Genomic DNA, 25,546 nt, shown 5'->3' with positions numbered 1-25,546 from the left:
GTCAGACCACTATCTGGCGCTGGACCTCGTCCAGCTCGATACGGTTGCGGCCGTGGGCCTTGGCGCGGTAGAGCGCCTGATCGGCCCTGGCCAGCAGCACGTCGAGGCTGGGCGCGACAACATCACCGCTGCAACCGGCGATGCCGATACTGACCGTGATCTGCAGGCGCTGCCCGGCCTCGGCGAACTGCAGGTCCTGGACGGCCCGGCGCAGGCGTTCGGCAGTGAACCTGGCCAACTCCGGCGCCAGCCCCGGGACGACAATGGCGAACTCCTCGCCACCCAGGCGGGCGAACAGTTCGCCGTCATGCAGCTGGTCGTGCAGGGTGTCGGCAAACTGGCGCAGTACCAGGTCTCCCACTGCGTGGCCGTGGCGGTCATTGATAGTCTTGAAATGATCGATGTCGAGCATCATCAAGGTCAACGGCAGGGCTGGAGCCTGCTGCTGACGACTGTCGAGCAGGCCGTTGGCACGGCGGGTGAAGGCGCTGCGGGTGAGGGAGCCGGTGAGGTGGTCGATGGTGGCCTGGTGCGCCATGCGCGCCATCAGGCTACGGTTGGCATTGCTCACGCAGGCCACCACCAGCGGGCCGAGCACCAGCATGGCGATGCCCAGGCGTGCCGACATCAAGGTGGTCACGCCCGGCTCGCTCTGCGGCACGCTGAAGTGCATGAGGTTCTGCGCCACGGCAACGATCAAGGTGCTGCCGGCAGTGAGGGTCAGCAACGAAACGAGAAAAGGCGAGTAGCTCAAGGCGCACCACAGCAGGGCGGCGATCGGGAAGGCAATCGCCCCCGGTCCGCCGAAAAAGATGCTCAATGCCAGCGAGGCCAGCAACACCAGCAGCGGGGCAAGGGAGATCGGCTGGCTGCCGCTGCGGGTGAAAGCGCGGGGCGAGGGGGCGGTGAGCAGTACCGGCAGGACCAGCACGCTGGTGGAGAACTGCTCGCTGAACCAGGCCAGCCAGGTGGCGCGCAATGACTGCTCGAACCACGGCGCGGCCATGACGCAGGCCAGGCTGGCGGCCACCATGCCACCGACAGCGCAGGCGCCGAACAGGCACAGGGTGCCGTGGGGTGTGCGCAGGCGCCTGTGCACCCGTGGCAAACGGGCCATCAGGTACCAGATGCTGAGGATGGCGCCAAGGTTGCACAGGTTGAACCACAGGGCCGGTTGCCAGGCGGAGCCGGTGACCAGGTCGGCAGCGACCATCCCCAGGTAGATCAGGCCGAAGCCGAGCACCGTGGCCTGGCGTGGGTTGCGCAGCAAGACCCCGGCCAGCACGGCGTTGACCGGCCAGAACAGCGACAGGGATTCGATCGGCCTGGCCAGGATGCCCGTAAGTGTCAGGGCGAGCGTCAAGCCGAACAGGATGGCTAAAGGCAGCAGGCGCGACGGAACTGGAGACACCATAAGCTCGACCGGCAAGCGAGGACGGAATCCAGGAAAACGACCGTAGGCACCTGGGGCAAAGTCGCGTCAGTTTGTTTCAAGTCGCCAATTGATGTCAATTCGCCGGGAATTTCCTGAATACTGCGTCAGATTACAAGCCAAAAAACCACGGCACCATCAGCACGGTCACCAGCATCACCAGCAAGGTGAATGGCACCCCGACCTTGACGAAATCGGCGAAGCGATACTGCCCGGGGCCCAGCACCAGGGTGTTGACGGGCGACGACACCGGGGTCATGAACGCGGCCGATGCGGCGAGCGCGACCGTCATGGCGAACGGGTAGGGCGACATGCCCAGCTGTTGCGCGGTGCTGATGGCCACTGGCGCCATCAATACTGCCGTGGCGGTGTTGGAGATGAACAGGCCGATGACGGCGGTGACAGCGAACAGGCAGGCGAGGATCGCGCTTGGCCCGGCACCGCCGAGCAGGCTCACCAGGGCGCCCACCGCCAGGTCGATGCCGCCGGTCTTTTGCAGTGCCAGGGCGAACGGCAGCATGCCGACGATCAGCACCAGGCTCTGCCAGTGGATGGCGCGATAGGCGCTGTTCATGTCGATGCAGCGCCCCGCGCCCATCAGCAGGCAGCCGATCAGTGCGGCGAGCACGTTGGGCACCAGGCCACTGACCATCAACCCGACCATCACTGCCAAACTCAGCAAGGCATAAGGCGCCCGGGCGCTTGCGGGTGCCACCTGGTCGATCTCGGCCGGCAGGCTCAGCACCAGGAAGTCGCGGGGCTTGGCCTGCAGCTGGCGCACCGCTTTCCACGGCCCGACTACCAGCAAGGTGTCGCCCAGGCGCAGCTTTTCTTCAACCAACTGCTCCTCGATGGCCAACTGGTCGCGCCGCAGCCCCACCACGTTGAGGTCGTAGCGGGTACGGAACGCAAGTTCGAGGATGCTCTTGCCTATCAGTTGCGAGCCTGGCGGAAGCGACACTTCCGCCATCCCCAGTTCCTGGGACTGGTCGATGAAGTAGGCCGCCTTGAAGTGCAGCGGCTCCAGTTGCATGGTCTGGCACAGGCTGCGCAGGTCGTCGCGGTTGGCGAACAGGTCGAGCAGCAGGATATCGCCCTGCTGCAGCACGGTGCCCGAGTCGGCGGCGATCACCCGGGTGGTGAACTTGTGCTGGCGCTCGATGCCGACCACGTTGGCGCCATGCCGGGTGCGCAGTTCCAGTTCGCCCAGGGTATGGCCGATCAGTGGCGAGTGCGGGCGAATGCGCAGGCGGCGTTCGCGGCCGTTGAGTTTGTAGTCCAGCACCAGGTCGAGCAGGGTGCGGCGGGTTTCCACCCGGCCATCCTTGCGCACTTCGCCATTGAGCCAGTGGCGGGTCAGCAGCATGTAGCCGATGCCCAGCACCAGCACCACCAGGCCGAACGGAGTGAAGCTGAAAAAGCTGAAGCCGCTTTGGCCGTGGCGCATCAGTTCGCTGTGCACGACCACGTTGGGTGGCGTGGCCACCAGGCTGAGCATGCCGCTGATCAGCCCGGCGAAGCTCAGCGGCATCATCAGCCGGCTGGGGGGGAGCTTCAGGCGCGCGGCAATGCTCAGCACCACCGGGATGAAAATCGCCACCACCCCGGTGGAACTCATCACCGAGCCCAGGCCGGCCACCGCGACCATCAGCAGGACCAGCAGGCGTGCCTCGCTGTTGCCGGCGCGCTCGCTCATCCATTCGCCGATGCGGTAGGCGATGCCGGTGCGTACCAAGCCTTCGCCGATCACGAACAGTGCAGCGATCAGTACCACGTTGGGGTCACTGAAACCGGCCAGGGCCTGGTCCACGGTAAGGATGCCGGTGAGCGGCAGGATCAGGATCACCAGCAACGCAACCACGTCCATGCGTGGGCGGTTGATGATGAACAGCACGACGACGATGGCCAGCAGGCCGAGGACCCAGAGCAACTCTTGGTTCATGGGGAGGGGGTGTTCCTTCACACGAGGGCGCGAAAAGCGATGGTCCTAGTGTGGCAGCTTGACGCGAATGCGTCGTTGACGTGCTGCAATGTTTTGCCGGGCGAAACGATCGCGGGCGGTGCGGCCTTACATCAAGCCTGCACCGCCCGCGAGGGTGTCAGCGTCGATCAGTGACGGTGCTTGTGCTTGCGGTTGCTGTCACCCATGTGGTTGCCGATGGCGCCACCGGCTGCGCCGCCAAGGCCTGCGCCGATGGTCGAACCGTTGGAGCCGCCGAGCTTGCCGCCGATCAGCGAGCCGCCTGCCGAACCCAGGCCGCCACCAATGGCTGCCTCGGTGCGGTTGCCTTTGCGTGCGCCGACGGCGCTGCCGGCCGCGCCGCCCAGGCCTGCGCCGATGGCGGCGCCGGTGCTGCCGCCGATCTGTTTGCCGACCACGTTACCCAAGGCGCCGCCCAGGCCGCCGCCGATGGCCGCGGTACCGTCACCGGCGAAAGCACCCTGGCAGAGCAGCAGGCCGAGGGCGAGGGAAGGCAGAGTCAGACGCATGTTGTGAACCTCAGAGGAATCATCAGGGTGGGGTGCCGCCTTGCGGGCGGCGAATCAAGGTTGGGAAGACGCTTCAGCGCTGGTAGCGGTCACGGTACTGGCGATCGTCGTCGTCATCGCGATCATGGCGGTGGTGATGGCGGTGGCCGCGATCACCGTCGCGCCAGCCATCATCATCGTCGTGGTAGTGGTGGCTGTAGCAGCCGCCAAGCAACAGCACGGCGGTGATCAGCGAAAGGCTTGCGAGGCGAGTCTTCAAGATATAGGTCCTTGATCGGTAAAGGTTTACCGGGTACTCGCTGAGACCTTGGCCGATCGATTTGGTTTCTTTACCCCGCAAAATATTGGTGCCCTGGCGATAAGCGGCATCCAGGCCAGGGCGGGTGGACGAAACGTCGTGCACAGGGCTGGCACTGAATCAGGTCGGGACAGACGCCGAACCCTGGTTTGCCGTGCTAGAGTCGCGTTCTTTTTTGTCCCGAGGATGGAACATGCGAGCGATTCTGCCGATGACTGTGGCGCTGCTGCTGGTGGGCTGTGCGTCGTCGACCATGGAGGCAGCGCGTACCGGCGCGCCGACCGCGCGCCTGGACTCGCACAAGACCCCGGATGTGGTCGCCCAGTGCATCCAGTTCAGCTGGCAGGAAGAGAATACCTTCGGCGTGGATGCCAGCGGCTACCTTGAAGCGCGCAAGGCGGGCGGTTTCACCGTGTATACCCGCGAGGCGGAGTCGTTCGTTGATGTCTATGCCCAGGCCGGCGGCACGCGGGTGGATTACTACGCCCAGCACAACGACGGCATGGCCCTGCAGCGCCGGGCGGCAGCGGCGACCTGCCTGTAAGGCTGCGCTCAGCGCAGCCGCGCCTCCAGCCCGGCAATATGCGCCTGCAAGCGTTCATGCTCTTCGCGCTCGGCACCGATGTCCTCGAACACGCTGATCAGGTGCTCCGGCTGGCCATCGGCATGCCGCTGCAGCGAAGTGCGCGCGCGCACCCAGATAAAGCGGCCATCCTTGTGCCGCACGCGTTTTTCCACTTCATAGCGCTCGATTTCGCCGGCCAGCATGCGCCCTAGCAGCACGAGGTTGTCCGGCAGGTCGTCGGGGTGGGTCAACTGCTGGAAGGTCATGGCATACAACTCGGCCTCGCTGTAGCCCAGCAATTCGCAGAGGCCGCCATTGACCCGTCGCCAGGTGCCGTCCGGGTCGATATAGGCCAATGCCCCCCAGGCCAGTTCGAAGATCGCGCGAAAGCGTTCCTCGCTCTGGCGCAGGTGTTCCTCGGCGACCTTGCGTTCGGTGTTGTCCATGCTGATGCCGACCATCTTCACCGGGCGCCCGACGCTGTCCTGCAGCACCGTCGCGCGCGAGGCGATCCAGCGCTGGCTGCCATCGGGCCGGGTGATGCGAAAATCACACTCGCAGCCAGTGCCTTGCGCGACCGCCTGGGCGTACATGCCCTGCATGTGGCGGGCGTCTTCGGCGTGGATATGGGCCCAGAAATCCTCGTTGCGCCGTACCGGCCAGCCATACACCGCCTCGACGTTGGGCGAGTAGGTGACCTCGTCGCTGACCAGGTTCCACTCCCAGGTGACGATGCGCGCGCCTTCCTGGGCCAGCTTCATGCGCATTTCGCTCTCCATGATCTCGGCGGTGTAGCGCCGGCGCACATCGGTCATCGGCAGCTCGACCACCTCGGCCTGCTGCACGCTTTGCAGGGCTTCCTCGCCGTAACGCAGCCAGATCCAGTTGACCTTGAGGAAGTCCGCCAGCTTGCGCAGGTTGTCGTAGTCGATCTCGCCGCCGCGTGTCCATTTGTGCACCGCCGTGCGCGATATCCCCAGGGCCGTGCCAACCGCTTGCAGGGTCAGCTTGTGGTGTTCGAGCAGTTCCTTGAGGCGAAAGGCGAAGCTGTTTTCCGTCATGGGTGCTGGATCCTTGGGCGGGGGCCGAAGGCCGCAGTATACCTGAGCTGTCAACCTCAGGTTGACGGGTATTGCCGCGCCGGCGCAGGGGCGGTTAACGTGGCAGCTGACTCCATCAGGACAGGGATGTACTACCGCATGAGCCGATCACTGGAACTCAATCGCGCCAGTTGGGATGAGCGCGCGCCGCTGCACGCGGCCTCGAAGGATTATGAAGTCGAGACATTCGTCCGCGACCCCGGGCACTTGTCCGAGGTCGTGCGTTTCGACCTGCCACGGCTGGGCGACCTTCGCGGTTTGCGCGCGGTGCACCTGCAATGCCATATCGGTACCGATACCCTGTCGCTGGCTCGGCTTGGTGCCCAGGCCTGGGGCCTGGATTTCTCGGCGGCGTCGCTGGCGCAGGCGCGCAGTTTGGCCGGGCGCTGCGGCGCGAGCATCGAGTATGTGCAGGCGGACGTTTATCGTGCCGAGCAGGTGCTGCCGGCAGGCAGCTTCGATCTGGTCTACACCGGCATCGGCGCCTTGTGCTGGTTGCCTGATATCGAGCGCTGGGCGCGCACGGTGGCGGCCTTGCTCAAGCCGGGCGGACGCCTGTTCCTGCGCGATGGCCATCCGATGCTGATGGCAGTCAACGAGGACCATCAGGACCGGCTGCAACTGGACTACCCGTATTTCGAGCGTGAAGCGCCCACGGTGTGGCACAGCGAACAGACCTACGTGGACACCGACCAGGCGCTGGCCCAGACCGAGACCCATGAGTGGAACCACGGGCTGGGCGAGGTGATCAGCGCACTGCTGGGCAATGGTCTGCGGCTGACCGCCCTTGAGGAGCACCAGAGCATCCCCTGGGAGGCGTTGCCGGGGCAGATGGAAAGGGGCGCCGACGGTGAGTGGCGCCTGATCGAAGCCCCCTGGCGCCTGCCGCTGAGCTACACGCTGCAGGCGCTCAAGGGCTGAACCTCAGGACAGGTAACCGCCATCGACATTGAGTGCGGTGCCGGTGGTGTAGCTGGACGCGCTGCTTGCCAGGTACAGCACGGCGCCGGCCATTTCGCTCGGATCGGCCACGCGCTTGAGCGGGATATGTTGCAGGGCGGCGTTGAGGATGCTGTCGTTCTTTACCAGTGCCGAGGCGAACTTGGTGTCGGTGAGGCCCGGCAGCAGGGCGTTGCAGCGGATACCGAAAGGTGCGCACTCCTTGGCGAACACCTTGGTCATGTTGATCACCGCCGCCTTGGTCACCGAGTAGATACCCTGGAACAGGCCGGGCGACACGCCGTTGATCGAGGCCACGTTGATGATGCTGCCGCCGCCGTGCTCGCGCATCAGCTTGCCGGCCTCTACCGACATGAAGAAGTAACCGCGGATGTTCACGTCGACGGTCTTCTGGAAGGCGCCCAGATCGGTGTCCAGCACATTGCAGAACTGTGGGTTGGTGGCGGCGTTGTTGACCAGGATATCGAGGCGGCCGAACTGCTCGCGGATCCCGGCGAACACCTGCTGGATCTGCTCCATCTCGCCAATGTGGCAGGCCACCGCGGTGGCCTTGCCGCCGGCGGCGATGATCGCCTCGGCCACCTGCTGGCAGCCGTCGAGCTTGCGGCTGGAGACGATCACATGGGCGCCCTGCTGGGCCAGCAGGTGGGCGATGGCTTCACCGATGCCGCGGCTGGCGCCGGAGACGAAGGCGATCTTGCCGTCGAGGTCGAACAGCTGGGTCTTGGACATGCTTGTATTCCTTGTTGTCTGTCGCTGCCGGGTTTACAGGCGGGATTTGTCGATCAGTTGCAGGCTCATGTGCTCCAGCAGGCGGTTCATGTGGATGAACTGGGCGAAGCGTTTGTCCTGGGTCTGGCCGTGGAAGAAGCGGTAGTAGATCTGCTGCACGATGCCGGCCAGGCGGAACAGGCCATAGCAGTAATAGAAGTCGAAGTTGTCGAGCGTGATACCTGCGCGCTCGGCGTAGTAGTCGACGAACTGTTGGCGGGTCAGCATGCCTGGTGCGTTGCTGGGCTGGCGGCGCATCAGTTGCACCGGTGCCGGGTCGCTGGCCTCGATCCAGTAGGCCAGGCTGTTGCCCAGGTCCATCAGTGGGTCGCCAATGGTGGCCATCTCCCAGTCCAGCACGCCGATGATGCGCATGGGGTTGTTGCTGTCGAGGATGACATTGTCGAAGCGGTAATCGTTGTGCACGATGCCTGGGCGCGGGTGGTCGGCCGGCATTTTTTCGCGCAGCCAGGCAATCACCTGCTCCCAGCGCGGCGCGTCGGGCGTCAGGGCTTTTTCATAGCGGCTGGCCCAGCCTTCGATCTGGCGTTGTACATAGCCTTCCGGCTTGCCCAGGTCGGCCAGCCCGCAGGCGTTGTAGTCCACTTGGTGCAGTTCGACCAAACGGTCGATGAAGCTCTTGCACAGGGCTTCGGTGCGGGCAGGGTCAAGATTCAGTTCGGCCGGGATATCCGAGCGCAGGATGATGCCGTTGACCCGCTCCATCACATAGAACTCACCGCCGATCAGCGATTCGTCGGTGCAGTGCACGTAGGCTTTGGGGCAGTAAGGGAAGCCTTCGTTGAGCCGGTTGAGGATGCGGAACTCGCGGCCCATGTCATGGGCCGATTTGGCCTTGTGCCCGAATGGCGGGCGGCGTAGCACGAATTCCCGCTGCGGGTAGGCCAGCAGGTAGGTGAGGTTGGAGGCGCCACCGGGGAACTGGCTGATGGTCGGCAGGCCTTCAAGGCCGGGAATGTGATCCTTCAGAAAGGGATCGATGACGGCGGCATCGAGTTCTTCGCCGGGGCGGACCTGGGTGGACTGATCGGTGATCGTCATGCGATTTCCTTATGATCAATAGCAAGGACTATTGGCTAATCTAATTTCCCATGACTGTTGGTACAAGCGTGCCAGACGCTTATTGGTCGGGGTGTTGCCGGGCGATCAACGGCCTTGATGCTGGGCAGGCAAAAAAAAACCGAAGCGCAAGACGCTTCGGTTTTTTCATTCGCAGTTCGCGCCGCCGATCAGGCCGGGAACAGCTCGCTGAGCTTCATCGACAGCATCATGTCGCCTTCGACGCGCAGCTTGCCGCCCATGAAGGCCTGCATGCCGTCGGTGTCACCGCTGACGATGCCCTTGAGGGTCTCGCTGTCCAGCACCAGGGTGCAGTTGGCGTCGGCGTTCTCGCCTTCCTGGATTTCGCAGGTGCCATCCTTGACGAGCAGCGCGTAGTGCTTGTCTTCGTCGGTGATGTTGAAGCCGAACACCAGGTCCAGGCCGGCGGCAGCGGCGGGGTTGAATTTCGCTTTCATTGCCTCGACGGCTTTTGCTACATCGCTCATGGTGTTTTCCTTATTAAGTGATATTCAAGTCCGCAGGGACAAAACAGGCCGGGTTCATCGGTAGGTGATGAGCTCCGGCGCCCTCAGCAGCTGCACGTGGGCTTGGCTGTTGAAGGAGGCCAGTACCACGTCACGGCCACGGAACTTCAGGTGGCTGAGCGACGTGTTGATGATTTGCCAGTTCAGGGCGAACGCCTGAGCGGGCGTGATTGCGCAAGTCAGGTGGAGCAGGGCGGCAATGGTGCCACCCGAGGTGAACAGGGCGATGTTTTCACCGCTGGCAGCGCTGTCGAGCAGCCGCTGCAGACCGCCACCCACCCGGCCAGTGAAGGCCTGCCAGGTTTCCAGGTTGTCGTCGTGGGCATGCTCGCCCGCGTGCCAGCGCTGTACCATCAAGGCGAACAGGCGCTGGAACTCACTGCGGTTCTGCGCAGCGTTGCGCAGTACGTGCAGCGCTTCGGGCTCATCGGCCAGCAGGCCGGGGAGCAGGGCGCGGATCACCCCGTCGGCATCGAATTCGTTGAAGGCCGGGTCGGTCTCGATGGCAGGGGCCTGGCTGCCGCTGGCGTGCAAGGCTTGCAGTGCCAGGCGGGCGGTATCCTGTTGGCGGCGCAGGCTGCCAGCGATGCAACGATCCAGGTGCAGCCCGAGCTGGGCGAGGTGCTCGCCCAGCGCCAGGCTCTGACGCTGCCCTACGACCGAGAGGACGTCGTAGTCGGCGGCACCGAATGAGGCTTGGCCATGTCGGATCAGGTAGAGGTTGCCCACGAAGTTGTCCGGCCCGGTTGGAGGTTGCAGCGAGGTTAGGATGCCCTGCAAAGGCTGTCAACGAAAAAACATACAAGCGTTTGAAAAGGTCGTTTGAACTGTGTTGCCGGCGTTGTCGACGGCTGGCAGCAGCCCAGGCAGCCCGGTATGCTGCAAGCATTTCGTGCCTGTCTGGCGCTGGTCTATCAAGGAGTCAACGTGGAGTTTCTTGCCGAATACGCAAGCTTTCTCGCCAAAACCGCAACGCTGGTGATCGCCATCCTGATGGTGTTGTCGGCTATCGCCGGTCTGCGCGGCAAGGGGCGGCGCAAGCCGGGTGGGCAATTGCAGGTCACCCGCCTCAACGAATTCTTTAAAGAGCTGCGTGAGCGCCTGGAATCGGGCCTGCTCGACAAAGGTGAGCTCAAGGCGCTGCGCAAGCAGCAGGCGAAGGACGAGAAGCAACAGAAGAAGAAAAAGCCCGAGCAGAAACGCCGGGTGTTCGTCCTCGACTTTGATGGCGACATCAAGGCCTCGGCCACCGAAAGCCTGCGCAACGAGATTACTGCGCTGCTGACCTTGGCCACACCACGTGACGAAGTGGTGCTGCGCCTGGAAAGCGGCGGCGGCCTGGTGCACAGCTACGGCCTGGCAGCCTCGCAGCTGGCGCGCATTCGTGAGGCCGGCATTCCTTTGACCATCTGCATCGACAAAGTCGCCGCCAGCGGCGGCTACATGATGGCCTGCATCGGCGAGAAGATTGTCAGCGCACCCTTCGCCGTGCTCGGTTCGATCGGCGTGGTGGCGCAATTGCCCAATATCAACCGCTTGCTGAAGAAGCACGACATCGATTTCGAGGTGCTCACGGCAGGTGAATACAAACGCACCCTGACGGTGTTCGGCGAGAACACCGAAAAGGGCCGGGAGAAGTTCCAGGAAGACCTCGACATCACTCATCAGCTGTTCAAGGATTTCGTTGCCCGCTACCGTCCGCAATTGCACATCGATGAGGTGGCGACCGGCGAAGTCTGGCTGGGCATTGCCGCTCTCAACCGCCAACTGGTCGATGAGCTTGGCACCAGTGACGAGTACCTGAGCCGCAGCGCCCGCGAGGCCAATGTATTCCACTTGCGTTTTGCCGAGCGCAAGAGCCTGCAGGAGCGTATTGGCGTGGCTGCCAGTGGCGCGGTGGAGAACACGCTGGTAGGGCTGTGGAGCAAACTTGGGCGCCTTCGCTAACACCTTGAACCCCTTGAAGATTTTTTTCTTGAAGGGGGTTGCAAGGTCAATCGATTGCCGACATAATGGCCTCCATCGAAACGCAGCTGAACTTGAAAAAGCCCAGCAGTTTCAAGGAGATAGCGAAAGCTGACTCCGACTTTGAGGCCGAGTAGCAAAGTGGTTATGCTCCGGATTGCAAATCCGTCTACGCCGGTTCGATTCCGACCTCGGCCTCCATATTCGAAAGCCCCGCAGATTAACGTCTGCGGGGTTTTTCTTTGTGGGTCGAAAAAGCCGATCATTTCCGCATATTTAGGCATCGTTTCCGCATCAGCGCATTACTTGGTGGGGCTGACGGCGTCGACACGGCGGTAAACCCGCTCGCTGATTCCCTTATTTCGAGTGCCCTGAGTCAGTCGCCCAGCCCCGTTTTTTGCATCTGGCGCTCCCCCCTCGCCGCGATGCTTCCAAGCGTGGTGCCTGCCCAGGTCACTGGCATGAAATGCCCGCGTGAGATGCGCCTTCTTCAGCTCCTCAGCCCAGGCAATGGCCTCGGCACGTTCTCGGGCGCGGATCGCATCAATAGCCTCCGCCCAGTGCTCCAGCGCCTCGGCAAACCTCCGCTTCTCATTCTCGGGCATCTCGGCACCCTTCGCGTGAGTGATTGGAAGGGGTAAGGGTAGACCAAATGGGAGTGATGCTTGGGGCGGTTGTCGGCAAGCGGCGAACGAAAAGCCCGCGCTGGGCCGGGCTTGGGTTGCATGCTATGTCAAAGGTTTGATGCCTGCATCGTTGCGCGGAGCAGAGCTAGATCCTTGGTCGGTATGACATAGGTTCTAGAGAGCATGTCGCCGACTCGTTGGCATCGTGCGGACTGCGCATAGATGAAGATCGTTATGATCCCTAGCGGAGCCTCGATGGGTCTGGTGAATCCTCGAATCAGGGCTTGTACAAGCGTAGGTGGGTCGCCTGCTCCGTTGATGACGGTCAACCCAAATACAAGCTTCCCCGGTGTCCTACCTTTAAGAAGCCATTCCCATAGCGGATATAGGAATAGATAGACAAAGACCAGTTCAAGCCCTGCGAACAACAGACGTTCTTGCTGGGTGAGCCAAAAGCCGAGCAGAACAATTGCTCCGTAGTCGATGATGTACGCCCCTATGCGTTTCATCAGAAGGGACGTCCTTGAGACTTCCATCAGGTGCTCCGTGTTGTGGTAAATAGCGAATGAGTAGGGCCCAGGAGTTAACCGGCTTGGGGTAACTTGAAATTGCGCTCGTAGATCAGTCCGTAGCAACGGCGCGCTACAGTCGCGAAGTACACTGGTAAAAATGAGTGGCGCACGACCTGGCTTGGGCGTTCGTCATGAGTGGGGCATTTCGAGCATGCACGTGTTGAGGTGGGTCTTGCTGTATCGGCAGCGGCTGGCTGACGTTTATCCTTGAGTTGCGAGATTCTTGTGCTGTGGCGCTGCAATGGTAGATTGCCTTCATCAACAAGAAGGATGCCTGGAAATTGGAAATGGCCCAGGAATCGTTCCTTGCGGTAATTTCAGTCGCGCCGTTTCAGTTTTGTTTTGGAACTGAATACCTTGGCCTACCAAATAGGGAATGTGGTAATGGGCAAAAAATTGGAAAAGTTTAGAGCCTGGTTCACGCCCCGTCGGCGGCTCTGGGCGGGAATAGGCATGTATGCACTAGTGATTGTGGTGCCGGTGATCAGCCCGGGAACCAGCTTGAGTTTCCTGGTGGGGCCGGCTTGTATCATTTTTCTCAGTGGCTTCATGTACAGACCTGCCAGCAGGCGCTGAGGTGCTGCCGGGTAATCTGCGACAGGCTAGACCTGTGTGGTGCCCTGGCCCGAAGTGCACCCCCGGTTGTGATAGATTCCCGCCATTAACAAGGAGGTGATACATGGCAACCAGAGGCAAAGATCATCAGATCGACAATATCGAATTCAATGTCAGCGATATTGACCGCAGCAAGGCGTTCTACGGTGCGGTTTTCAACTGGCAGTTCGTGGACTATGGCCCGACCTATACCGAATTTACGGATGGGCGATTGACGGGCGGTTTCACTACTGGTGAGCCCGTCAGGCCTGGTGGCCCGCTGGTGATCCTGTATGCGGATGATCTGGTCGAGACGCAACATCGGCTTGAGGCTGCAGGGGCAAAGATCAGCAGGGCTGTGTTCGCATTTCCGGGCGGCAAGAGGTTCCACTTCATCGATCCGGATGGTTACGAGCTCGCGGTCTGGACTTCTGTGGATTGAAGCGATCAGGCCGAAACAGCGAATAAAAGAAAACCCGCCATCTAGGCGGGTTAAACAGAACGTATCGAAGCAAGGCCAGTCTGCCGTCACAGATGTCAGAATTTTGTGAAGACCCGGCAGGTCAGGTTTCAATAACCGTTACTGAATTTTTCATCACTCGTGCGTCTTTTTACTGCGTCACGGCTCCGGCTCAGGCAAAAAAAGCCCGCCAGGGCTGGCGGGCTGGAACGTGCTTGAAGGGAGAGCCTTGAGGTTGCGCCTGGTCGGTTAAGTCAGGGTTAACTGCCCGCCGCATTGACCGCTGGCGCCGGAGGGCCTATACAGGCGGCCTGTAGTGTGTGGAGTGTGTGATGTACGAAGAAGACGATTTGCCAGAGCCCGAGCACGACCATCTGCTTGACCACGAATTTCACGACAGCTTCGACCCTGAGGCGGATGCGCAGGGGGCGCTGGATGAAGTCGAGGAAGACGAGGAATTTCAGGATGATTTCGATGACGAGGAGGATCACCCGGCCTGGCACGATGACTGCGACGATTGACGTCGCAGCAATCGCGTATTGATCCGGCGGTCAGCGGCGGTCGAGCGAAAAGCGCCCTGGGCCGCTGACGGCCAGTGCCAGCAGGCCGCCAACGATGCTCAGGTTTTTCAGGAACTGAGTCATGTTGGCGCTGCGTTCAGGGTCGACCATGTTCCAGAACGGGTGGCCGAGCAGCGCGGTGCCCAGCACGAACAGGGCGAACAGCAGCGCCAGTGGCCGCGTATAGAAGCCGAGGATCAGCAGGATGGCGACCAGGAACTCCATGATCACCGCCACCCCGGCAGCCAGCATCGGGGCCGGTGCGCCGAGGGAGGTCATGTAGCCGACCGTGCCCTCGAAGCCGGTCAGCTTGCCCCAGCCCGCGAGTACGAACAGGATCATCAGGAAGATCCGGGCAAGCAGCAGAATGAAGTCGTGTTGGCCTTCGAGCAGTGCATAGCGCATGGCGGCGCTCCGATGGACGGTGACAGTTTCCACTCTAGCAGCTGCCAGGCGGAATTCCGCTGGGCATGAAAAAGGCGCCGCAAGGGCGCCTTCATCGAAAACAGATGGTGCGAGTGGCGGGACTCGAACCCGCAAGGCTCACGCCGACAGATTTTAAGTCTGCTGTGTATACCAATTCCACCACACTCGCACTGTTGATCGCCGCGCCTCATTGATAGATGGCCTTGGCAATCAAGCGCGCTTTATAACCCATTGTTATAGAAACGTCAACCAGCCTGCAGGTTCAGGGCGTGATGGTGTGGGCGATACCGCGCAGCTCACAGGCAGAATCGCGCAAGTCGTGGACATGGTTGTCCATGCTCCGAGCATCTGTCTTATGGATTGAATGACGCAGATACAGGGCGTGGCCATCCAGTGCCTGGCACAGTGTGTCGAGTTCGGCAGCAGTGTGCAGCAGGTCGTCCTGAAGGCGTTGCAGGCGTTGATTGGAAGGCATGTGTTGCGTCCTTGCAGGTAGGCGAAGCGCCACTATAGGCCAATTGACAGCAGGCTGTCATTGCGCCACCTTTGCGCCATTGGATCCAAGTGAGTAAGCCGTGATGCCCCCGTTTTCCCCAGGCCAGGCCAGCGCAGCAGGGCGTGTTGTGCGCCCGAAGCTGTTTTGGCGTGTGTTGTTGTTGCTGGTTTGCCTGCTGGCAGCCTTCCTCTTCGTCGGCCTGATGGGGCTGGGTAGCTATCTTGTGGTGCTTGGCCTGGATGAATTGCATTCAGCGTCTCAGCGGCTCATGGCCTTGGGCGGCGGTGCGGTGATCCTGCTGGTCGGCCTGTGGCTGCTCAAAGTGGCAATGCCACGCAGGCTGGTGCCGACGATGCGTGAGCCTGAAGTTGACGGTCGTCGCATGGGGTAGGGTGCTTGCAGGACTTTTGACTACGCTCAGTATGTCCTTATCGCGGTGCTTGGGGAGTTCGCATGCCAGCAACGGACCGGCCCGCCCAGTCAGTGATGCCCGAAGCGCGCTATGAACAGCTGGTTCAGGCGGTGGTGGACTATGCCATCTACATGCTCGACCCGGATGGCCATGTGGTGTCGTGGAACGCCGGTGCCCAACGGATCAAGGGCTATCGCGCCGACGAGGTGATCGGCAAGCATTTCTCCCTGTTCTTTACCGCCGAAGATTGTGCCGAAGGCCGCCCCGAACGCCTGTTGCGCCAGGCCCTGGAGCAGGGAGTGGCGCAGGATGAGGGCTGGCGTGTACGCAAGGATGGCACGCAATTCTGGGCCCTGGCCGCGCTGGACGTCATTCGCGACGAGCAGGGCCAGATCATCGGCCTGGCCAAGGTCACGCGCGACATCACCGATCGCCGGGATTCCGCGCTGCAACTGGACGCCATGCGCGCCCAGCTGTTCCAGGCACAGAAACTCGAGGCCCTCGGCCAACTGACCGGCGGCCTGGCCCACGACTTCAACAACCTGCTGACCATCATCCTCAGTTCCGCCCGCCTGGCCATCAACAGTCAGGACTCCGGCCGCACCCGGCGTATGCTCGAGCACATTCTCGATGCCGGGCAGCGGGGCACTCAGTTGACCCAGCAACTGCTCAGCTTTGCCCGCTATCGGCAACTGAGCGTCACACGGATTCCGCCTGCCGAGGTGGCCGGGTCCATTCGCGCCCTGGCGGAACACGCGTTGCCTCACGACATCGAACTGGTCGAGCAGATCCAGGCAGAGCTGCCTGCGATTGAAGTGGATGCCGGGCAGTTGCAGATGGTGCTGCTGAACATGATGTTCAATGCCCGGGATGCGATCGGCACAGTGGGACGGATCGACCTGGTGGTCGACAGTGTGGAACTGGCCGGTGAAGTGGAGGGCTTGCAAGGGCGCTACGTGCGTTTCGACGTGCGGGACGATGGCGCGGGTATCGATCCGCAGGTGTTGCCACGTATCTTCGAGCCGTTTTTTACCACCAAACCGTTCGGCAAAGGCACCGGTCTGGGGCTCAGCCAGGCCTATGGGTTCGCCAGGCAGAGCAATGGCGGCATCCGCGTTGCCAGCCAGCCCGGCAAGGGTACCTGCATGAGCCTGTACCTGCCGGCATGCCCCGATGACCAACCGCAGACAGGCGAGTAAAACATCATGGTTGAACAGCTCAAGCGACTGGCCACCGGCATTGAAGGCCTCGATGCCCTGCTCAAGGGCGGGCTGGTGGTGGGGGCGTCCTATATCGTCCAGGGGCATCCGGGCTCGGGCAAGACCATCCTGGCCAACCAGCTTGCTTGCAACCATGTCCGCGAAGGCGGGCGGGTGCTGGTGGCCACGTTGCTCAGTGAATCCCATGAGCGGTTGTTCCAGTACCTGTCGACCCTGACGTTTTTCGATCAGACGCTGGTGGGCGACAGCATTCAGTTCGTCAGCGCCTTCGACACCCTTGAGCAGGATGGCCTCGACGCCGTGGTGCGGTTGCTGCGCCAGGAGATTGCCCGGCAGCAGGCCAGCCTGCTCATCGTCGATGGCCTGCTCAACGCCCGCTCACGGGCGGAAACCAGCCTCGACACCAAAAAATTTGTTTCCGAATTGCAGGGGCATGCCGCTTTTGCCGGATGCACGGTTCTGCTGCTGACCAGCGCACGCCTGGAGGAAGGCAGCCCCGAGCACACCATGGTCGATGGCGTCATCGAGCTGGGCGAGCACATGGTTGGCAGCACGGCGGTGCGGCATGTCCAACTGCGCAAGACCCGTGGCAGCGCGGCGTTGTCGGGGCGCCACGAATGCCTGATCAGCGAGGCAGGGTTGCAGGTCTTCCCGCGGCTGGAATCACTGTACAGCCAGCCCAGTCAGCCTGGCGCGCAGGCGTTGAGCCGCGCCACTACCGGGGTGAGCGACCTGGATCGCATGCTTGGCGGCGGTTTGGCTGAAGGTTCCGTGAGCCTGCTGATGGGGCCGTCCGGGGTCGGCAAAAGCGCGTTGGGCATCGCGTTTCTGGCAGCGTCCGATGAGCACGCACCCGGGCTGCACTTCGGGTTCTACGAGACGCCCGCTCGCCTGCGTCTCAAAGCTCAAGCACTGGGCTTCGACATCGCCGGGCAGGAGCGCGACGGGGTCGTGCAACTCAGTTGGCAACCCACCACTGAGGGGCTGCTGGATGGGGTAGGCGCACGTTTGCTTGAGCAGGTGCAAGCGCTGGGCGCCAAGCGCGTGGTGATCGACAGCCTCGGCGCGTTCGGGCGCCTGGCGCTGGAGCCAGGGCGCTTGAACGCGTTCTTCCGTGCCCTGACCGGTGAACTGCGCGCGCGTGAGGTGACCGTCCTGCTCACGTGGGAGATGCGTGATATTTTCGGTGCCGAGATCACCGCCCCGGCACCGGACCTGTCGAGCATCGTCGACAATCTGGTGCTGATGCGCTTCGCCGAACTCGATGCCAAGCTGCACCGCGTGCTGTCGATCGTCAAGGTGCGCGACAGCGACCACGACCCAACGCTGCAGGCGCTGCACCTGGGGCCGCAGGGGATCACCCTGGGGCGGGCTTTCGATGGCGCAAGCGGCGTGCTCAGCGGCACAGCGGTCCCGCAGGGAGATCGCTGATGGGGTGACGCCATGAACACCATCCTGATCGTCGATGACGAGTACCTGATCGCCGATATCCTCGGTTTTGCCCTGGAGGACGAAGGCTATCAGGTGGAAAAGGCCAGCAACGGGCGCAAAGCCCTGGAGGCCTTGAAAGGCAGGCACAAAGGCAGGCATGTGGAATTGGTGATCACCGATTACATGATGCCGGTCATGAGTGGTGTGGAACTCGTGAGGGCTATTCGCACCGAGCTGGACCTGCCGCACCTGCCGGTCATTCTCATGAGCGGCGCGCAGGCCGACAAAAAGCTGATCCGCCCCGAGCTGTTCGCCGCGGTGTTCGACAAGCCATTCGACATGGAGAGAATGATCGCCAAGGTGCGCGAACTGCTGGGCACCTGAGGTTCAGGGTGGGCGCCCCGCGTGGGCGGGCAGTCGATCAGACGCGTCCGTGCGGCTTGATGCGTGGGTGATCAGTGTTTCTCGTCGCCTTTCTCCGGGGCAGGGCTGCCTGCCTGGATGCGCTTGTAAATCTCTTCACGGTGCACCTGAACATCCTTCGGCGCATCGATGCCAATCCTCACTTGCATCCCCTTGACTCCCAGAATGGTGACTTTGATGTCGTCGTTGATGACGATGCTTTCGCCGACCTTACGGGTGAGTATCAGCATGTAGTTCTCCTTGGTGATGTAAAAACCGCCGGGCCATTTACCACAACGGTGGGAGCTTTGTCCCTCTTCCTTTCCATTAAAGACGCTTTCGGCGGATAGTAATTCCTCCGTCAGACAATTTATGCCTGTCTCTAGTTGCAGGTGCTGGTGGACATATGATGCCGGCCATCAGCGGAGGTGCTCGGTGGCAAGGATAGGGTGGTTGACGTCATATGGGAAATTTCCTTGTTTGATAAGTGAAATAGCCGAGCTCAATGATCGTTTGCCCCCAGTGCCTGCAGAAAAACCAGCAGCGCCGCTTCCTCGGGCTCCAAGCCCTTGCGCCGGCGCGCCCGCGGCAGCTGTGCCAGGCGCCCGAGCTGGAAGTGCTCGAACAACGCAGGGTGGATATAGCAGCGGCGGCAAACGGCCGGCGTATTGCCCAGGCGCTTGGCCACCTGGCGCACGGTTGCCGCCACCTGGCGCCGGGCTTCGCTGTCGGGCTCCCAGGCCAGTGGCCTTAGCAGGCTCAAGGCCAGGCTGCTGCCGGCCCAGGTGCGGTAGTCCTTGGCGGTGAAGTCGGCGCCGGTCAACTGCTGGAGGAACTGGTTCACTTCAGTCGAACCGATGCTGTGGCGTTGCCCGTCATCGTCCAGGTACTGGAACAGCGCCTGGCCAGGCAGTTCCATGCAGCGCTTGAGCAGTGCCGCCAGGCGTCGGTCTTGCAGCGTGACGTCGTGTTCGACACCGCGCTTGCCGCGGAACTGAAAGCGGATGGTGCTGCCCCGGACCTTTACGTGACGGCAGTTCAGCGTGGTCAGCCCGTAGGAGCGATTGTCGCGCAGGTACTGCCGGTTGCCGATGCGAATGAGCGTCGCGTCGAGCAGGCTGATCACCAGCGCCATCACTTTTTCCCGGTCCATCCCACGGCGTGTCAGGTGTTCGTCCAGCCGCTTGCGCAAGGCGGGCAGGGCTTGCGCGAAGGCCAGCAGGCGGCCGTACTTGTACTGGTCACGCTGCTCGCGCCATTGCTGATGGTAGCGGTACTGTTTACGCCCCCGGGCATCGCGGCCGGTGGCCTGTAAATGGCCCAGCGGGTCGGCGCAGATCCACACCTCGGTATAGGCTGGCGGGATCACCAGCGCCGCGATGCGCGCCAGGGTCGCGGCATCGCGCACCTGCCGCCCCGAGGCATCGAAGTAGAGGAATCGCTCGCCTCGCCAGCGCCGGCTCAATCCGGGCTGGTTATCGTCGACATAGTGCAGGGCGGCGGCTAGCGGGCAGTCGGGCATCGGTGCAGTCCATCGAGCGGTCATGCAGCAATGGACAACCGCCACTGCGACGTTGCTCAACCGAGTAACGCCACCGACTTGATCTGCGCCCACAGATGCTGGCCAGGCTGCACGCCGAGTTGCTCTGCCGAGTAGCGGGTGATGCGCGCCAGCAGGGGGCTGCCGCTGGCGTCCAGGCTTACCATCACATGGGCCGGGTTGTCTGCCGCGTGGCATTCGCGCACCTGCACCGGCAGGCGGTTGAGAATGCTCGAGGCGCCGTCGGCGCTCAGCGCCAGGCTTACATCGCGGGCCTGCACCTTGAGCCGCAGGGTGCTGCCCACATGCAAGTCAGGATGGGCGATGCGCAACAGCGGACCTTCGCCGCCGGGCAAGCGCAGGTCGAACAGCTCAAAGTGCGGGTCGTGGCCAACCACCACGCCTTCGAGCACCACGCCGGCATCCTCGCCCTGGGCCAGCGACAGGTCCAGGCGTGCCAGGGTCTGGCCGATCGGGCCGCTGGCCAGGGCCTTGCCGTGCTCCAGCAGCACCAGGTGGTCGGCCAGGCGCGCGACTTCATCCTGGGCATGGCTGACGTAGATGAGCGGGATATCCAGCTCGTCATGCAGGCGCTCCAGATAGGGCAGGATTTCACGCTTGCGCGCACTGTCCAGGGCCGCCAGCGGCTCGTCCATCAGCAACAGCCGTGGGCTGCTGAGCAGTGCCCGGGCGATGCCGACACGTTGTGCCTCGCCGCCCGACAAGGTCGGAGGCTTGCGCTCGAGCAGATGGCCGATGCCCAGTAGCTGACAGGCCTGCTCCAGCTTGATCTTGCGCTCACTGGGGGCGATGCGGCGCCAGCCGAACTCCAGGTTGCCGCGCACCGACAGGTGAGGGAACAAGCTGGCTTCCTGGAACACATAACCCACAGGGCGTTTGTGCGGGGCAATGAAATGCCCGCGCGCGCTGTCTTCCCAGACCTCGCCGTTGACCTCGATGTAGGCACTGGCGGCACGTTCCAGGCCCGCCAGGCAACGCAGGCACGAGGTCTTGCCCGAGCCGGAATGGCCAAATAGCGCGCTGATGCCACGCCCGGGCAGGCGCAGGTCGACATCCAGGGTGAAATCGTCGCGCGCAAGGGTGAGGCGCGCCTGTATCGAAGCACTCATTTCAGCTCCAGCCAGCCTTGCCACGCCGGCCGGCGTAAAGCATCAGCAGCACCAGGAAGGAGAACAGCAGCATGGCCCCGGCCAGCCAGTGGGCCTGGTCATAGGCCATGGCCTCGACGTGATCGAAGATCTGCACCGAGACCACGCGAGTCTTGTCGGGGATATTGCCGCCGATCATCAGCACCACGCCGAACTCGCCCACGGTATGGGCGAAGCCGAGAATACTGGCGGTGATGAAACCGGGGCGTGCCAGCGGCAGCACCACATGGACAAAGGTATCCCAGGGGCTGGCGCGCAGGGTCGCGGCCACCTCCAGCGGGCGCTGGCCAATGGCACTGAAGGCGTTTTGCAGTGGCTGGACCACGAACGGCATGGAGTACACCACCGAGCCGATCACCAGCCCGGCGAAGCTGAACACCACGCTGCCCAGGCCCAGCGTCTGTGTGGCTTGGCCGATCCAGCCATGGGGGCCAAGCATCAGCAACAGATAGAAGCCGATCACCGTCGGTGGCAGCACCAGGGGCAGCGCCACCACCGCGCCAATCGGCCCGCGCAGCCAGGAGCGGGTGCGTGCCAGCCACCAGGCGATGGGCGTGCCCACCACCAGCAGGATGGCAGTGGTCAGGCTGGCCAGCTTGATGGTCAGCCAGATCGCACCCAGGTCACTGGCGTCGAGCGGCATCAGATTTCATAGCCGTAGGACTTGATTACGGCGGCTGCCTTCGGGCCCTTGAGGTAGTCGACCAGCGCCTTGGCCGCCGGGTTGTCCTTGCCTTTGTTCAGGATCACCGCATCCTGGCGGATCGGTTCGTGCATCGAGGCCGGGACGATCCAGGCCGAGCCGCTCTCGACCTTGCCGTCCTTGTAGATCTGCGACAGGGCGACGAAGCCCAGCTCGGCATTGCCGGTGGAAACGAACTGGAACGCCTGGGTGATGTTCTGGCCTTCGACGAGCTTGGCCTTGGTGGCCTCGGTCAGCTTGAGCTTGTCCAGCACCTGGGTGGCGGCCAGGCCATAAGGGGCGGTCTTGGGGTTGGCGATGGACAGGTGCTTGAAGTCGTTTTTCTTCAGCACTTCGCCCTTGCTGTCGACGTAGCCGGGTTTGGCCGACCACAGTGCCAGGGTGCCGATGGCGTAGGTGAAGCGCGAGCCGGCAACGGTCTCTTTTTCCTGCTCGAGCTTGGCCGGGGTGCTGTCGTCGGCGGCGAGGAACACTTCGAACGGCGCGCCGTTCTTGATCTGTGCGTAGAACTGGCCGGTGGCGCCGTATGCGGCGACCAGCTTATGGCCGGTATCCTTCTCGAAATCCTTGGCGATGGCCTGGATGGGCGCGGTGAAGTTGGCTGCCACGGCAACCTGGACTTCATCGGCCCAAGCGCTGTTGAAGGAGAACAGGCTGGCCAGGGTGGCGGCGGCCAGGTGGGACAGGCGAATACGCATCGAGAAGGCTCCTAGGGACGGATGGTTATCGTTATGGTGCTGACTATATAGCGATAAGCCATCCGTCGGGAAGAGCGGCGCGGCTAAAAAATTGATCTACGGGTCAGGATATTAAGCGCATCGTTGGCAATTTCAAGCGTCAGCTCGCCCGCGTCGAGGTGTTTACCCAAGCGCAGGGCCTGGCCTGACCACAGGTTGCTGAAATCACTGTTGCCCTGTGGGTCGGTAATCGCCCGTAACGGCATCAATGCGCCGCCTGCCAGGGGGAAATGCGGGGCCAGTGCGCTCATGGGCCCCAGCTCGCGCATGATGCGGTTGTTGATGCCGCGCGCAGGGCGCCCGGTGAACAGGTTGGTCAATGCGGTATCGCTGGCCGGGGCGCTGTCCAGTGCATGGCGATGCGCCGGCGAGACCTTGGCCTGTGGGCAGAACAGGTAGGCGGTGCCGATCTGCACTGCCGAGGCGCCCAGGGCGAGGGCGGCGAGCAGGCCGCGGTGATCGGCAATGCCACCGGCGGCGATCACCGGAACGCGCACGGCATCCGCCACCTGGGGCACCAGGGCGAAGGTGCCGATCTGGCTGGTGATATCGTCGCTGAGGAACATGCCGCGGTGGCCGCCCGCTTCAAAGCCCATGGCGATGATCGCGTCGCAGCCGTGCTGCTCGAGCCAGATGGCTTCCTCGACCGTGGTGGCGCTGGACAGCACCTTGGCCCCGGTTGCCTTGACCCGTTGCAGCAGTTCGGCGGCGGGCAGGCCGAAATGGAAACTGACCACCTCCGGGCGCATCGCCTCCACCAGTTGGCAGCTCTGCTCGTCGAACGGCGCACGGTTGGACACCGGCGTGGGTGCGTCGAAGTCGGCGCCGGTCTCGTCGTAGTAGGGCTTGAGCGCCTGCTTCCAGCGCGCGTCACGCTCGGGGTCCGGTGCTGGCGGCTGGTGGCAGAAGAAGTTGAGGTTGAGCGGGCCGTTGCACGCGGCGCGGAATGCCTCGATTTCCCCTCGTAGCTGGTCGTGGGTCAGCATGGCGCAGGGCAGGGCGCCCAGGCCGCCGGCGTTGCCGACGGCAATGGCCATCGCCGAGCCGCTGGCGCCGGCCATGGGCGCCTGGAGGATGGGCACCTCGATGTTCAACAGGTCGAAGATGCGGCGGTCTGGCCAGGTGCTCATGGGCGACTCCTTGAGTGCGGCGGGCTCGGGGCGGTTTTACAGGGCCTTGCTGACCTGAATGTCGCTGATCTTCTCGGCGTCGTCGCCGTGGATCTTGCGCAGGGCCTGCTGCGCCTGCTCCAGGGAGGCATCGGGCATCAGGGCGAAATCCCAGCGGCGTTCGCCGTCGAGCTTGTACTTGATCACATACTTGATGGTCTGGGTCATGCGGGCGTTATCCGAGTTTCGACGAGGAGCGGCGAATGATCTTGATCTTGTGCGTCAGAGTCGGCTTGCGGGTTACCGAGATCGGGCGCGTGGTCACGGTATCGATGGTGATGTTCCAGAAACCGGTGCTGGGCACGGTGATTTTTGCCGGGAACTTCTCGAAGTGGCCGCCGTGGTAAGTGTGTCGCCCGCCATTCTTGAAGCTGCGGAAGTTGGCGTCGTTCATCAGGCGGATGTTGCAGCGCTGGGAGCATTCGACGACGACGATGTCGTCCTCGTTCAGGTGCTCGCGCTGGTGTACGAATTTCATGGGGTGCTCCGCAAGGGTTGTTTCTGCAAAGGCGAAAGATACCACGATGTGGCGCTACACTTGCGTCCGGGCTCGAACGGGCGGGAGATTTCTGCCAGATCGGGGAGCAATTGCGCCTGGCTGCGGTCAGAGGGTGACCTTTGCAATTGGAGTAGCGTAAATGAAATGGCTGGTAGCGGCGGTGGCGCTGGCGCTGGGGGGCTGCGCAAGCGTGACGGAGCTGGAGCAGTCCCACGAAACCATGGATGTAATGTCTGGCAAGACGCCCCGTGAATACGCCGATTGCGTCAAGCGCAAGCTGGCGGACAGTCGTGACCCGTTGGGTGAAGAAGTGCGCGGCGACGGCCTGCGCCTGATCGTGCCGCAAAAACTCTCGGCCAGCGCAGGGCCGGCGGCGCTGCTGGACATCGACAAGCGTGGCAGCGGCAGTGCGATCAAGGTTCACGAGCGCTTGAGCAATTTCCCCCTGCGCCTGGGGGATGTGCGCACAGCAGCGACCGAGTGCATCTCCGGTTCTTGATCCAGCGCAGTTATTGATCGATTAAAAGGCAGATTGCCCTTTTCCTTCCCGGTGACACGTTGTCGCATACCGGGGATAAGCCCTAGTATTTCTGGGCTTATGTCGTTTGAGCCTAAGCTTATAACAAGGAAATGGAGTCTTCCGTGATGATATCCCTGAGTCGTGTCGTGATCGGCGGTTGGCTGATCCTGGCCTGGCCCTCGGCGTATGCCGCCGACGGGCAACAGGTCTTCAACCAGGGCGGGCAGAACCCCGCCGCCATGGCCTGCCTTGGCTGCCATGGGCCGGACGGCAAAGGTATTGCCGCAGCCGGCTTCCCCCGCCTTGCGGGTTTGCCTGCCGGCTACCTTGCCAAGCAATTGCGGGATTTTCGCCAGGGCAGCCGCAAGCAGGCGGTGATGGAGCCGCTGGCCAAGGCGCTGAGTGACGCGGAAATCGATGCCGTCAGCACCTACCTGGCGGCGCTCCCGGCCGATGGAGCCGCCGAGCTGCGCCGCCAGCAGATTGCCGGTGATGCGGTATCCCGTTTGGCCCTGTATGGCGACTGGGGCCGGCAGATCCCTGGCTGCGTGCAGTGCCATGGGCCTGGTGGCAGCGGGGTCGGCGAACACTTCCCACCCCTGGCCGGGCAACCGGCCGGCTACCTGGTGGCCCAACTCAACGCCTGGCGCGACGGCAGCCGCAGCAACGACCCCAACCAGTTGATGGTCAACGTGGCCAAGGCCATGACCGATGCCGAGGTCAAGGCGGTAGCCGAGTATTTCGCCAACGCAGCAAGCCCGTCGCCCAGCCAGGAGGTCAAGCCATGAAAACCATGATCCCCGCTGTGCTGTTGCTGGCCAT

General features: G+C 62.8%; 32 protein-coding genes and 2 tRNA genes. 12 read left to right on the top strand and 22 right to left on the bottom strand.

The genetic code is table 11. The features are described 5' to 3' along the window. Position 1: 1 nt before the first annotated feature. The 4 genes from ACO6VM_RS06255 to ACO6VM_RS06240 form a co-directional block, all read right to left on the bottom strand. Positions 2-1,429: a diguanylate cyclase gene (locus ACO6VM_RS06255; RefSeq protein WP_422402924.1), complete on the bottom strand. Its 1,428-nt coding sequence runs from the start codon at positions 1,427-1,429 to the stop codon at positions 2-4. A 115-nt stretch (positions 1,430-1,544) separates the two neighbouring features. Then, positions 1,545-3,374, bottom strand: coding sequence for an SLC13 family permease (locus ACO6VM_RS06250; protein ID WP_401058368.1), 1,830 nt, complete (start codon positions 3,372-3,374; stop codon positions 1,545-1,547). 167 nt (positions 3,375-3,541) lie between these two features. Next, complete coding sequence (locus ACO6VM_RS06245) at positions 3,542-3,922, bottom strand: glycine zipper domain-containing protein (RefSeq protein ID WP_110995555.1); 381 nt, start codon at positions 3,920-3,922, stop codon at positions 3,542-3,544. Positions 3,923-3,995: 73 nt separating this feature from the next. Continuing rightward, complete coding sequence (locus ACO6VM_RS06240; RefSeq protein ID WP_110995554.1) at positions 3,996-4,181, bottom strand: hypothetical protein; 186 nt, start codon at positions 4,179-4,181, stop codon at positions 3,996-3,998. A 232-nt stretch (positions 4,182-4,413) separates the two neighbouring features. On the opposite strand from ACO6VM_RS06240, the gene ACO6VM_RS06235 reads away from it, so the two are divergent. Next, positions 4,414-4,764, top strand: coding sequence for a hypothetical protein (locus ACO6VM_RS06235; RefSeq protein WP_401058370.1), 351 nt, complete (start codon positions 4,414-4,416; stop codon positions 4,762-4,764). 8 nt (positions 4,765-4,772) lie between these two features. Here ACO6VM_RS06235 and ACO6VM_RS06230 read toward each other — a convergent pair whose 3' ends face one another. After that, positions 4,773-5,846 (bottom strand): PAS domain-containing protein, encoded by a 1,074-nt coding sequence (locus ACO6VM_RS06230; protein WP_401058372.1) that lies wholly within the window; start codon positions 5,844-5,846, stop codon positions 4,773-4,775. 138 nt (positions 5,847-5,984) lie between these two features. Between ACO6VM_RS06230 and ACO6VM_RS06225 the strand changes: the two genes are divergently transcribed. Continuing rightward, positions 5,985-6,806, top strand: a complete 822-nt coding sequence (locus ACO6VM_RS06225) for a class I SAM-dependent methyltransferase (protein ID WP_401058373.1) — start codon at positions 5,985-5,987, stop codon at positions 6,804-6,806. Positions 6,807-6,809: 3 nt separating this feature from the next. Here ACO6VM_RS06225 and ACO6VM_RS06220 read toward each other — a convergent pair whose 3' ends face one another. From ACO6VM_RS06220 to ACO6VM_RS06205, 4 genes are all read right to left on the bottom strand, one after another. After that, positions 6,810-7,577 carry an SDR family oxidoreductase gene (locus tag ACO6VM_RS06220; protein WP_125859149.1) on the bottom strand — a complete coding sequence of 256 codons (768 nt, stop codon included), beginning with the start codon at positions 7,575-7,577 and terminating at the stop codon, positions 6,810-6,812. 33 nt (positions 7,578-7,610) lie between these two features. Continuing rightward, complete coding sequence (locus ACO6VM_RS06215; RefSeq protein ID WP_401058375.1) at positions 7,611-8,678, bottom strand: phosphotransferase family protein; 1,068 nt, start codon at positions 8,676-8,678, stop codon at positions 7,611-7,613. Positions 8,679-8,866: 188 nt separating this feature from the next. After that, positions 8,867-9,184: an SCP2 sterol-binding domain-containing protein gene (locus ACO6VM_RS06210; protein ID WP_125464629.1), complete on the bottom strand. Its 318-nt coding sequence runs from the start codon at positions 9,182-9,184 to the stop codon at positions 8,867-8,869. Positions 9,185-9,238: 54 nt separating this feature from the next. After that, the gene (locus tag ACO6VM_RS06205; RefSeq protein WP_401058377.1) at positions 9,239-9,952 is read right to left on the bottom strand and encodes a histidine phosphatase family protein; all 714 of its coding nucleotides are present in this window, start codon (positions 9,950-9,952) and stop codon (positions 9,239-9,241) included. Positions 9,953-10,150: 198 nt separating this feature from the next. On the opposite strand from ACO6VM_RS06205, the gene sohB reads away from it, so the two are divergent. Continuing rightward, the gene (gene sohB / locus ACO6VM_RS06200; RefSeq protein WP_401058467.1) at positions 10,151-11,170 is read left to right on the top strand and encodes a protease SohB; all 1,020 of its coding nucleotides are present in this window, start codon (positions 10,151-10,153) and stop codon (positions 11,168-11,170) included. A 145-nt stretch (positions 11,171-11,315) separates the two neighbouring features. Further along, positions 11,316-11,389, top strand: a tRNA-Cys gene (locus ACO6VM_RS06195). 101 nt (positions 11,390-11,490) lie between these two features. Here ACO6VM_RS06195 and ACO6VM_RS06190 read toward each other — a convergent pair. Together ACO6VM_RS06190 and ACO6VM_RS06185 are read right to left on the bottom strand one after the other, a co-directional pair. Further along, positions 11,491-11,793 (bottom strand): hypothetical protein, encoded by a 303-nt coding sequence (locus ACO6VM_RS06190; protein ID WP_422402923.1) that lies wholly within the window; start codon positions 11,791-11,793, stop codon positions 11,491-11,493. A gap of 128 nt (positions 11,794-11,921) precedes the next feature. Continuing rightward, positions 11,922-12,323, bottom strand: coding sequence for an RDD family protein (locus ACO6VM_RS06185; RefSeq protein WP_401058381.1), 402 nt, complete (start codon positions 12,321-12,323; stop codon positions 11,922-11,924). Positions 12,324-13,065: 742 nt separating this feature from the next. Here ACO6VM_RS06185 and ACO6VM_RS06180 point away from each other — a divergent pair. Further along, positions 13,066-13,422 (top strand): VOC family protein, encoded by a 357-nt coding sequence (locus tag ACO6VM_RS06180; protein WP_401058382.1) that lies wholly within the window; start codon positions 13,066-13,068, stop codon positions 13,420-13,422. Positions 13,423-13,772: 350 nt separating this feature from the next. Further along, on the top strand, positions 13,773-13,961 hold the full coding sequence (locus ACO6VM_RS06175; protein ID WP_401058384.1) for a hypothetical protein: 189 nt from the start codon (positions 13,773-13,775) through the stop codon (positions 13,959-13,961). A gap of 30 nt (positions 13,962-13,991) precedes the next feature. Here ACO6VM_RS06175 and ACO6VM_RS06170 read toward each other — a convergent pair whose 3' ends face one another. From ACO6VM_RS06170 to ACO6VM_RS06160, 3 genes are all read right to left on the bottom strand, one after another. Continuing rightward, positions 13,992-14,405, bottom strand: coding sequence for a DoxX family protein (locus ACO6VM_RS06170; RefSeq protein ID WP_422402922.1), 414 nt, complete (start codon positions 14,403-14,405; stop codon positions 13,992-13,994). 105 nt (positions 14,406-14,510) lie between these two features. Further along, a tRNA-Leu gene (locus ACO6VM_RS06165) sits at positions 14,511-14,595 on the bottom strand. Between the two features lie 93 nt (positions 14,596-14,688). After that, on the bottom strand, positions 14,689-14,901 hold the full coding sequence (locus tag ACO6VM_RS06160; protein ID WP_401058386.1) for a hypothetical protein: 213 nt from the start codon (positions 14,899-14,901) through the stop codon (positions 14,689-14,691). Between the two features lie 103 nt (positions 14,902-15,004). Here ACO6VM_RS06160 and ACO6VM_RS06155 point away from each other — a divergent pair, with 103 nt between their 5' ends. The 4 genes from ACO6VM_RS06155 (at position 15,005) to ACO6VM_RS06140 (ending at position 18,369) form a co-directional block, all read left to right on the top strand. Next, positions 15,005-15,313, top strand: coding sequence for a hypothetical protein (locus ACO6VM_RS06155; protein ID WP_401058469.1), 309 nt, complete (start codon positions 15,005-15,007; stop codon positions 15,311-15,313). 62 nt (positions 15,314-15,375) lie between these two features. Then, positions 15,376-16,533 carry a two-component system sensor histidine kinase NtrB gene (locus ACO6VM_RS06150; RefSeq protein ID WP_401058388.1) on the top strand — a complete coding sequence of 386 codons (1,158 nt, stop codon included), beginning with the start codon at positions 15,376-15,378 and terminating at the stop codon, positions 16,531-16,533. A gap of 6 nt (positions 16,534-16,539) precedes the next feature. Next, positions 16,540-17,985, top strand: a complete 1,446-nt coding sequence (locus tag ACO6VM_RS06145; protein WP_401058390.1) for an ATPase domain-containing protein — start codon at positions 16,540-16,542, stop codon at positions 17,983-17,985. Between the two features lie 12 nt (positions 17,986-17,997). Continuing rightward, positions 17,998-18,369 (top strand): response regulator, encoded by a 372-nt coding sequence (locus ACO6VM_RS06140; protein WP_401058392.1) that lies wholly within the window; start codon positions 17,998-18,000, stop codon positions 18,367-18,369. 71 nt (positions 18,370-18,440) lie between these two features. Here the strand turns inward: ACO6VM_RS06140 and csrA are convergent, their stop codons facing one another. From csrA to ACO6VM_RS06100, 8 genes are all read right to left on the bottom strand, one after another. Next, positions 18,441-18,638, bottom strand: a complete 198-nt coding sequence (gene csrA / locus ACO6VM_RS06135; RefSeq protein WP_110995367.1) for a carbon storage regulator CsrA — start codon at positions 18,636-18,638, stop codon at positions 18,441-18,443. A 251-nt stretch (positions 18,639-18,889) separates the two neighbouring features. Next, on the bottom strand, positions 18,890-19,909 hold the full coding sequence (locus tag ACO6VM_RS06130; protein ID WP_401058394.1) for a DNA topoisomerase IB: 1,020 nt from the start codon (positions 19,907-19,909) through the stop codon (positions 18,890-18,892). Positions 19,910-19,965: 56 nt separating this feature from the next. Further along, positions 19,966-21,057 (bottom strand): molybdenum ABC transporter ATP-binding protein, encoded by a 1,092-nt coding sequence (gene modC / locus ACO6VM_RS06125; protein ID WP_401058396.1) that lies wholly within the window; start codon positions 21,055-21,057, stop codon positions 19,966-19,968. Between the two features lies 1 nt (position 21,058). Beyond that, the gene (modB, locus tag ACO6VM_RS06120; RefSeq protein ID WP_401058398.1) at positions 21,059-21,739 is read right to left on the bottom strand and encodes a molybdate ABC transporter permease subunit; all 681 of its coding nucleotides are present in this window, start codon (positions 21,737-21,739) and stop codon (positions 21,059-21,061) included. Next, positions 21,739-22,497 (bottom strand): molybdate ABC transporter substrate-binding protein, encoded by a 759-nt coding sequence (gene modA, locus ACO6VM_RS06115; RefSeq protein WP_401058400.1) that lies wholly within the window; start codon positions 22,495-22,497, stop codon positions 21,739-21,741. The genes modB and modA overlap by 1 nt, the downstream gene beginning before the upstream one ends. An 83-nt stretch (positions 22,498-22,580) precedes the next feature. Further along, positions 22,581-23,666 carry an NAD(P)H-dependent flavin oxidoreductase gene (locus tag ACO6VM_RS06110; protein WP_422402921.1) on the bottom strand — a complete coding sequence of 362 codons (1,086 nt, stop codon included), beginning with the start codon at positions 23,664-23,666 and terminating at the stop codon, positions 22,581-22,583. A 36-nt stretch (positions 23,667-23,702) separates the two neighbouring features. Then, a complete protein-coding gene (locus ACO6VM_RS06105) occupies positions 23,703-23,873 on the bottom strand; it encodes a hypothetical protein (protein WP_167409850.1) in 171 nt (56 codons plus the stop codon). Positions 23,874-23,880: 7 nt separating this feature from the next. Then, positions 23,881-24,183 (bottom strand): DUF1883 domain-containing protein, encoded by a 303-nt coding sequence (locus ACO6VM_RS06100; protein ID WP_401058404.1) that lies wholly within the window; start codon positions 24,181-24,183, stop codon positions 23,881-23,883. Positions 24,184-24,343: 160 nt separating this feature from the next. Between ACO6VM_RS06100 and ACO6VM_RS06095 the strand changes: the two genes are divergently transcribed. Next, complete coding sequence (locus ACO6VM_RS06095; protein ID WP_125464556.1) at positions 24,344-24,703, top strand: hypothetical protein; 360 nt, start codon at positions 24,344-24,346, stop codon at positions 24,701-24,703. A gap of 146 nt (positions 24,704-24,849) precedes the next feature. After that, entirely contained in the window at positions 24,850-25,512 is a 663-nt protein-coding gene (locus ACO6VM_RS06090; protein ID WP_401058470.1) for a c-type cytochrome, read from the top strand. Positions 25,513-25,546: the final 34 nt, after the last annotated feature.

Source organism: Pseudomonas sp. GZD-209 (assembly GCF_049310485.1).
GTDB lineage: Bacteria > Pseudomonadota > Gammaproteobacteria > Pseudomonadales > Pseudomonadaceae > Aquipseudomonas > Aquipseudomonas sichuanensis.
Note: the sequence above shows the minus strand (reverse complement) of the source record. Positions and strands in the feature narration are given on the sequence as shown.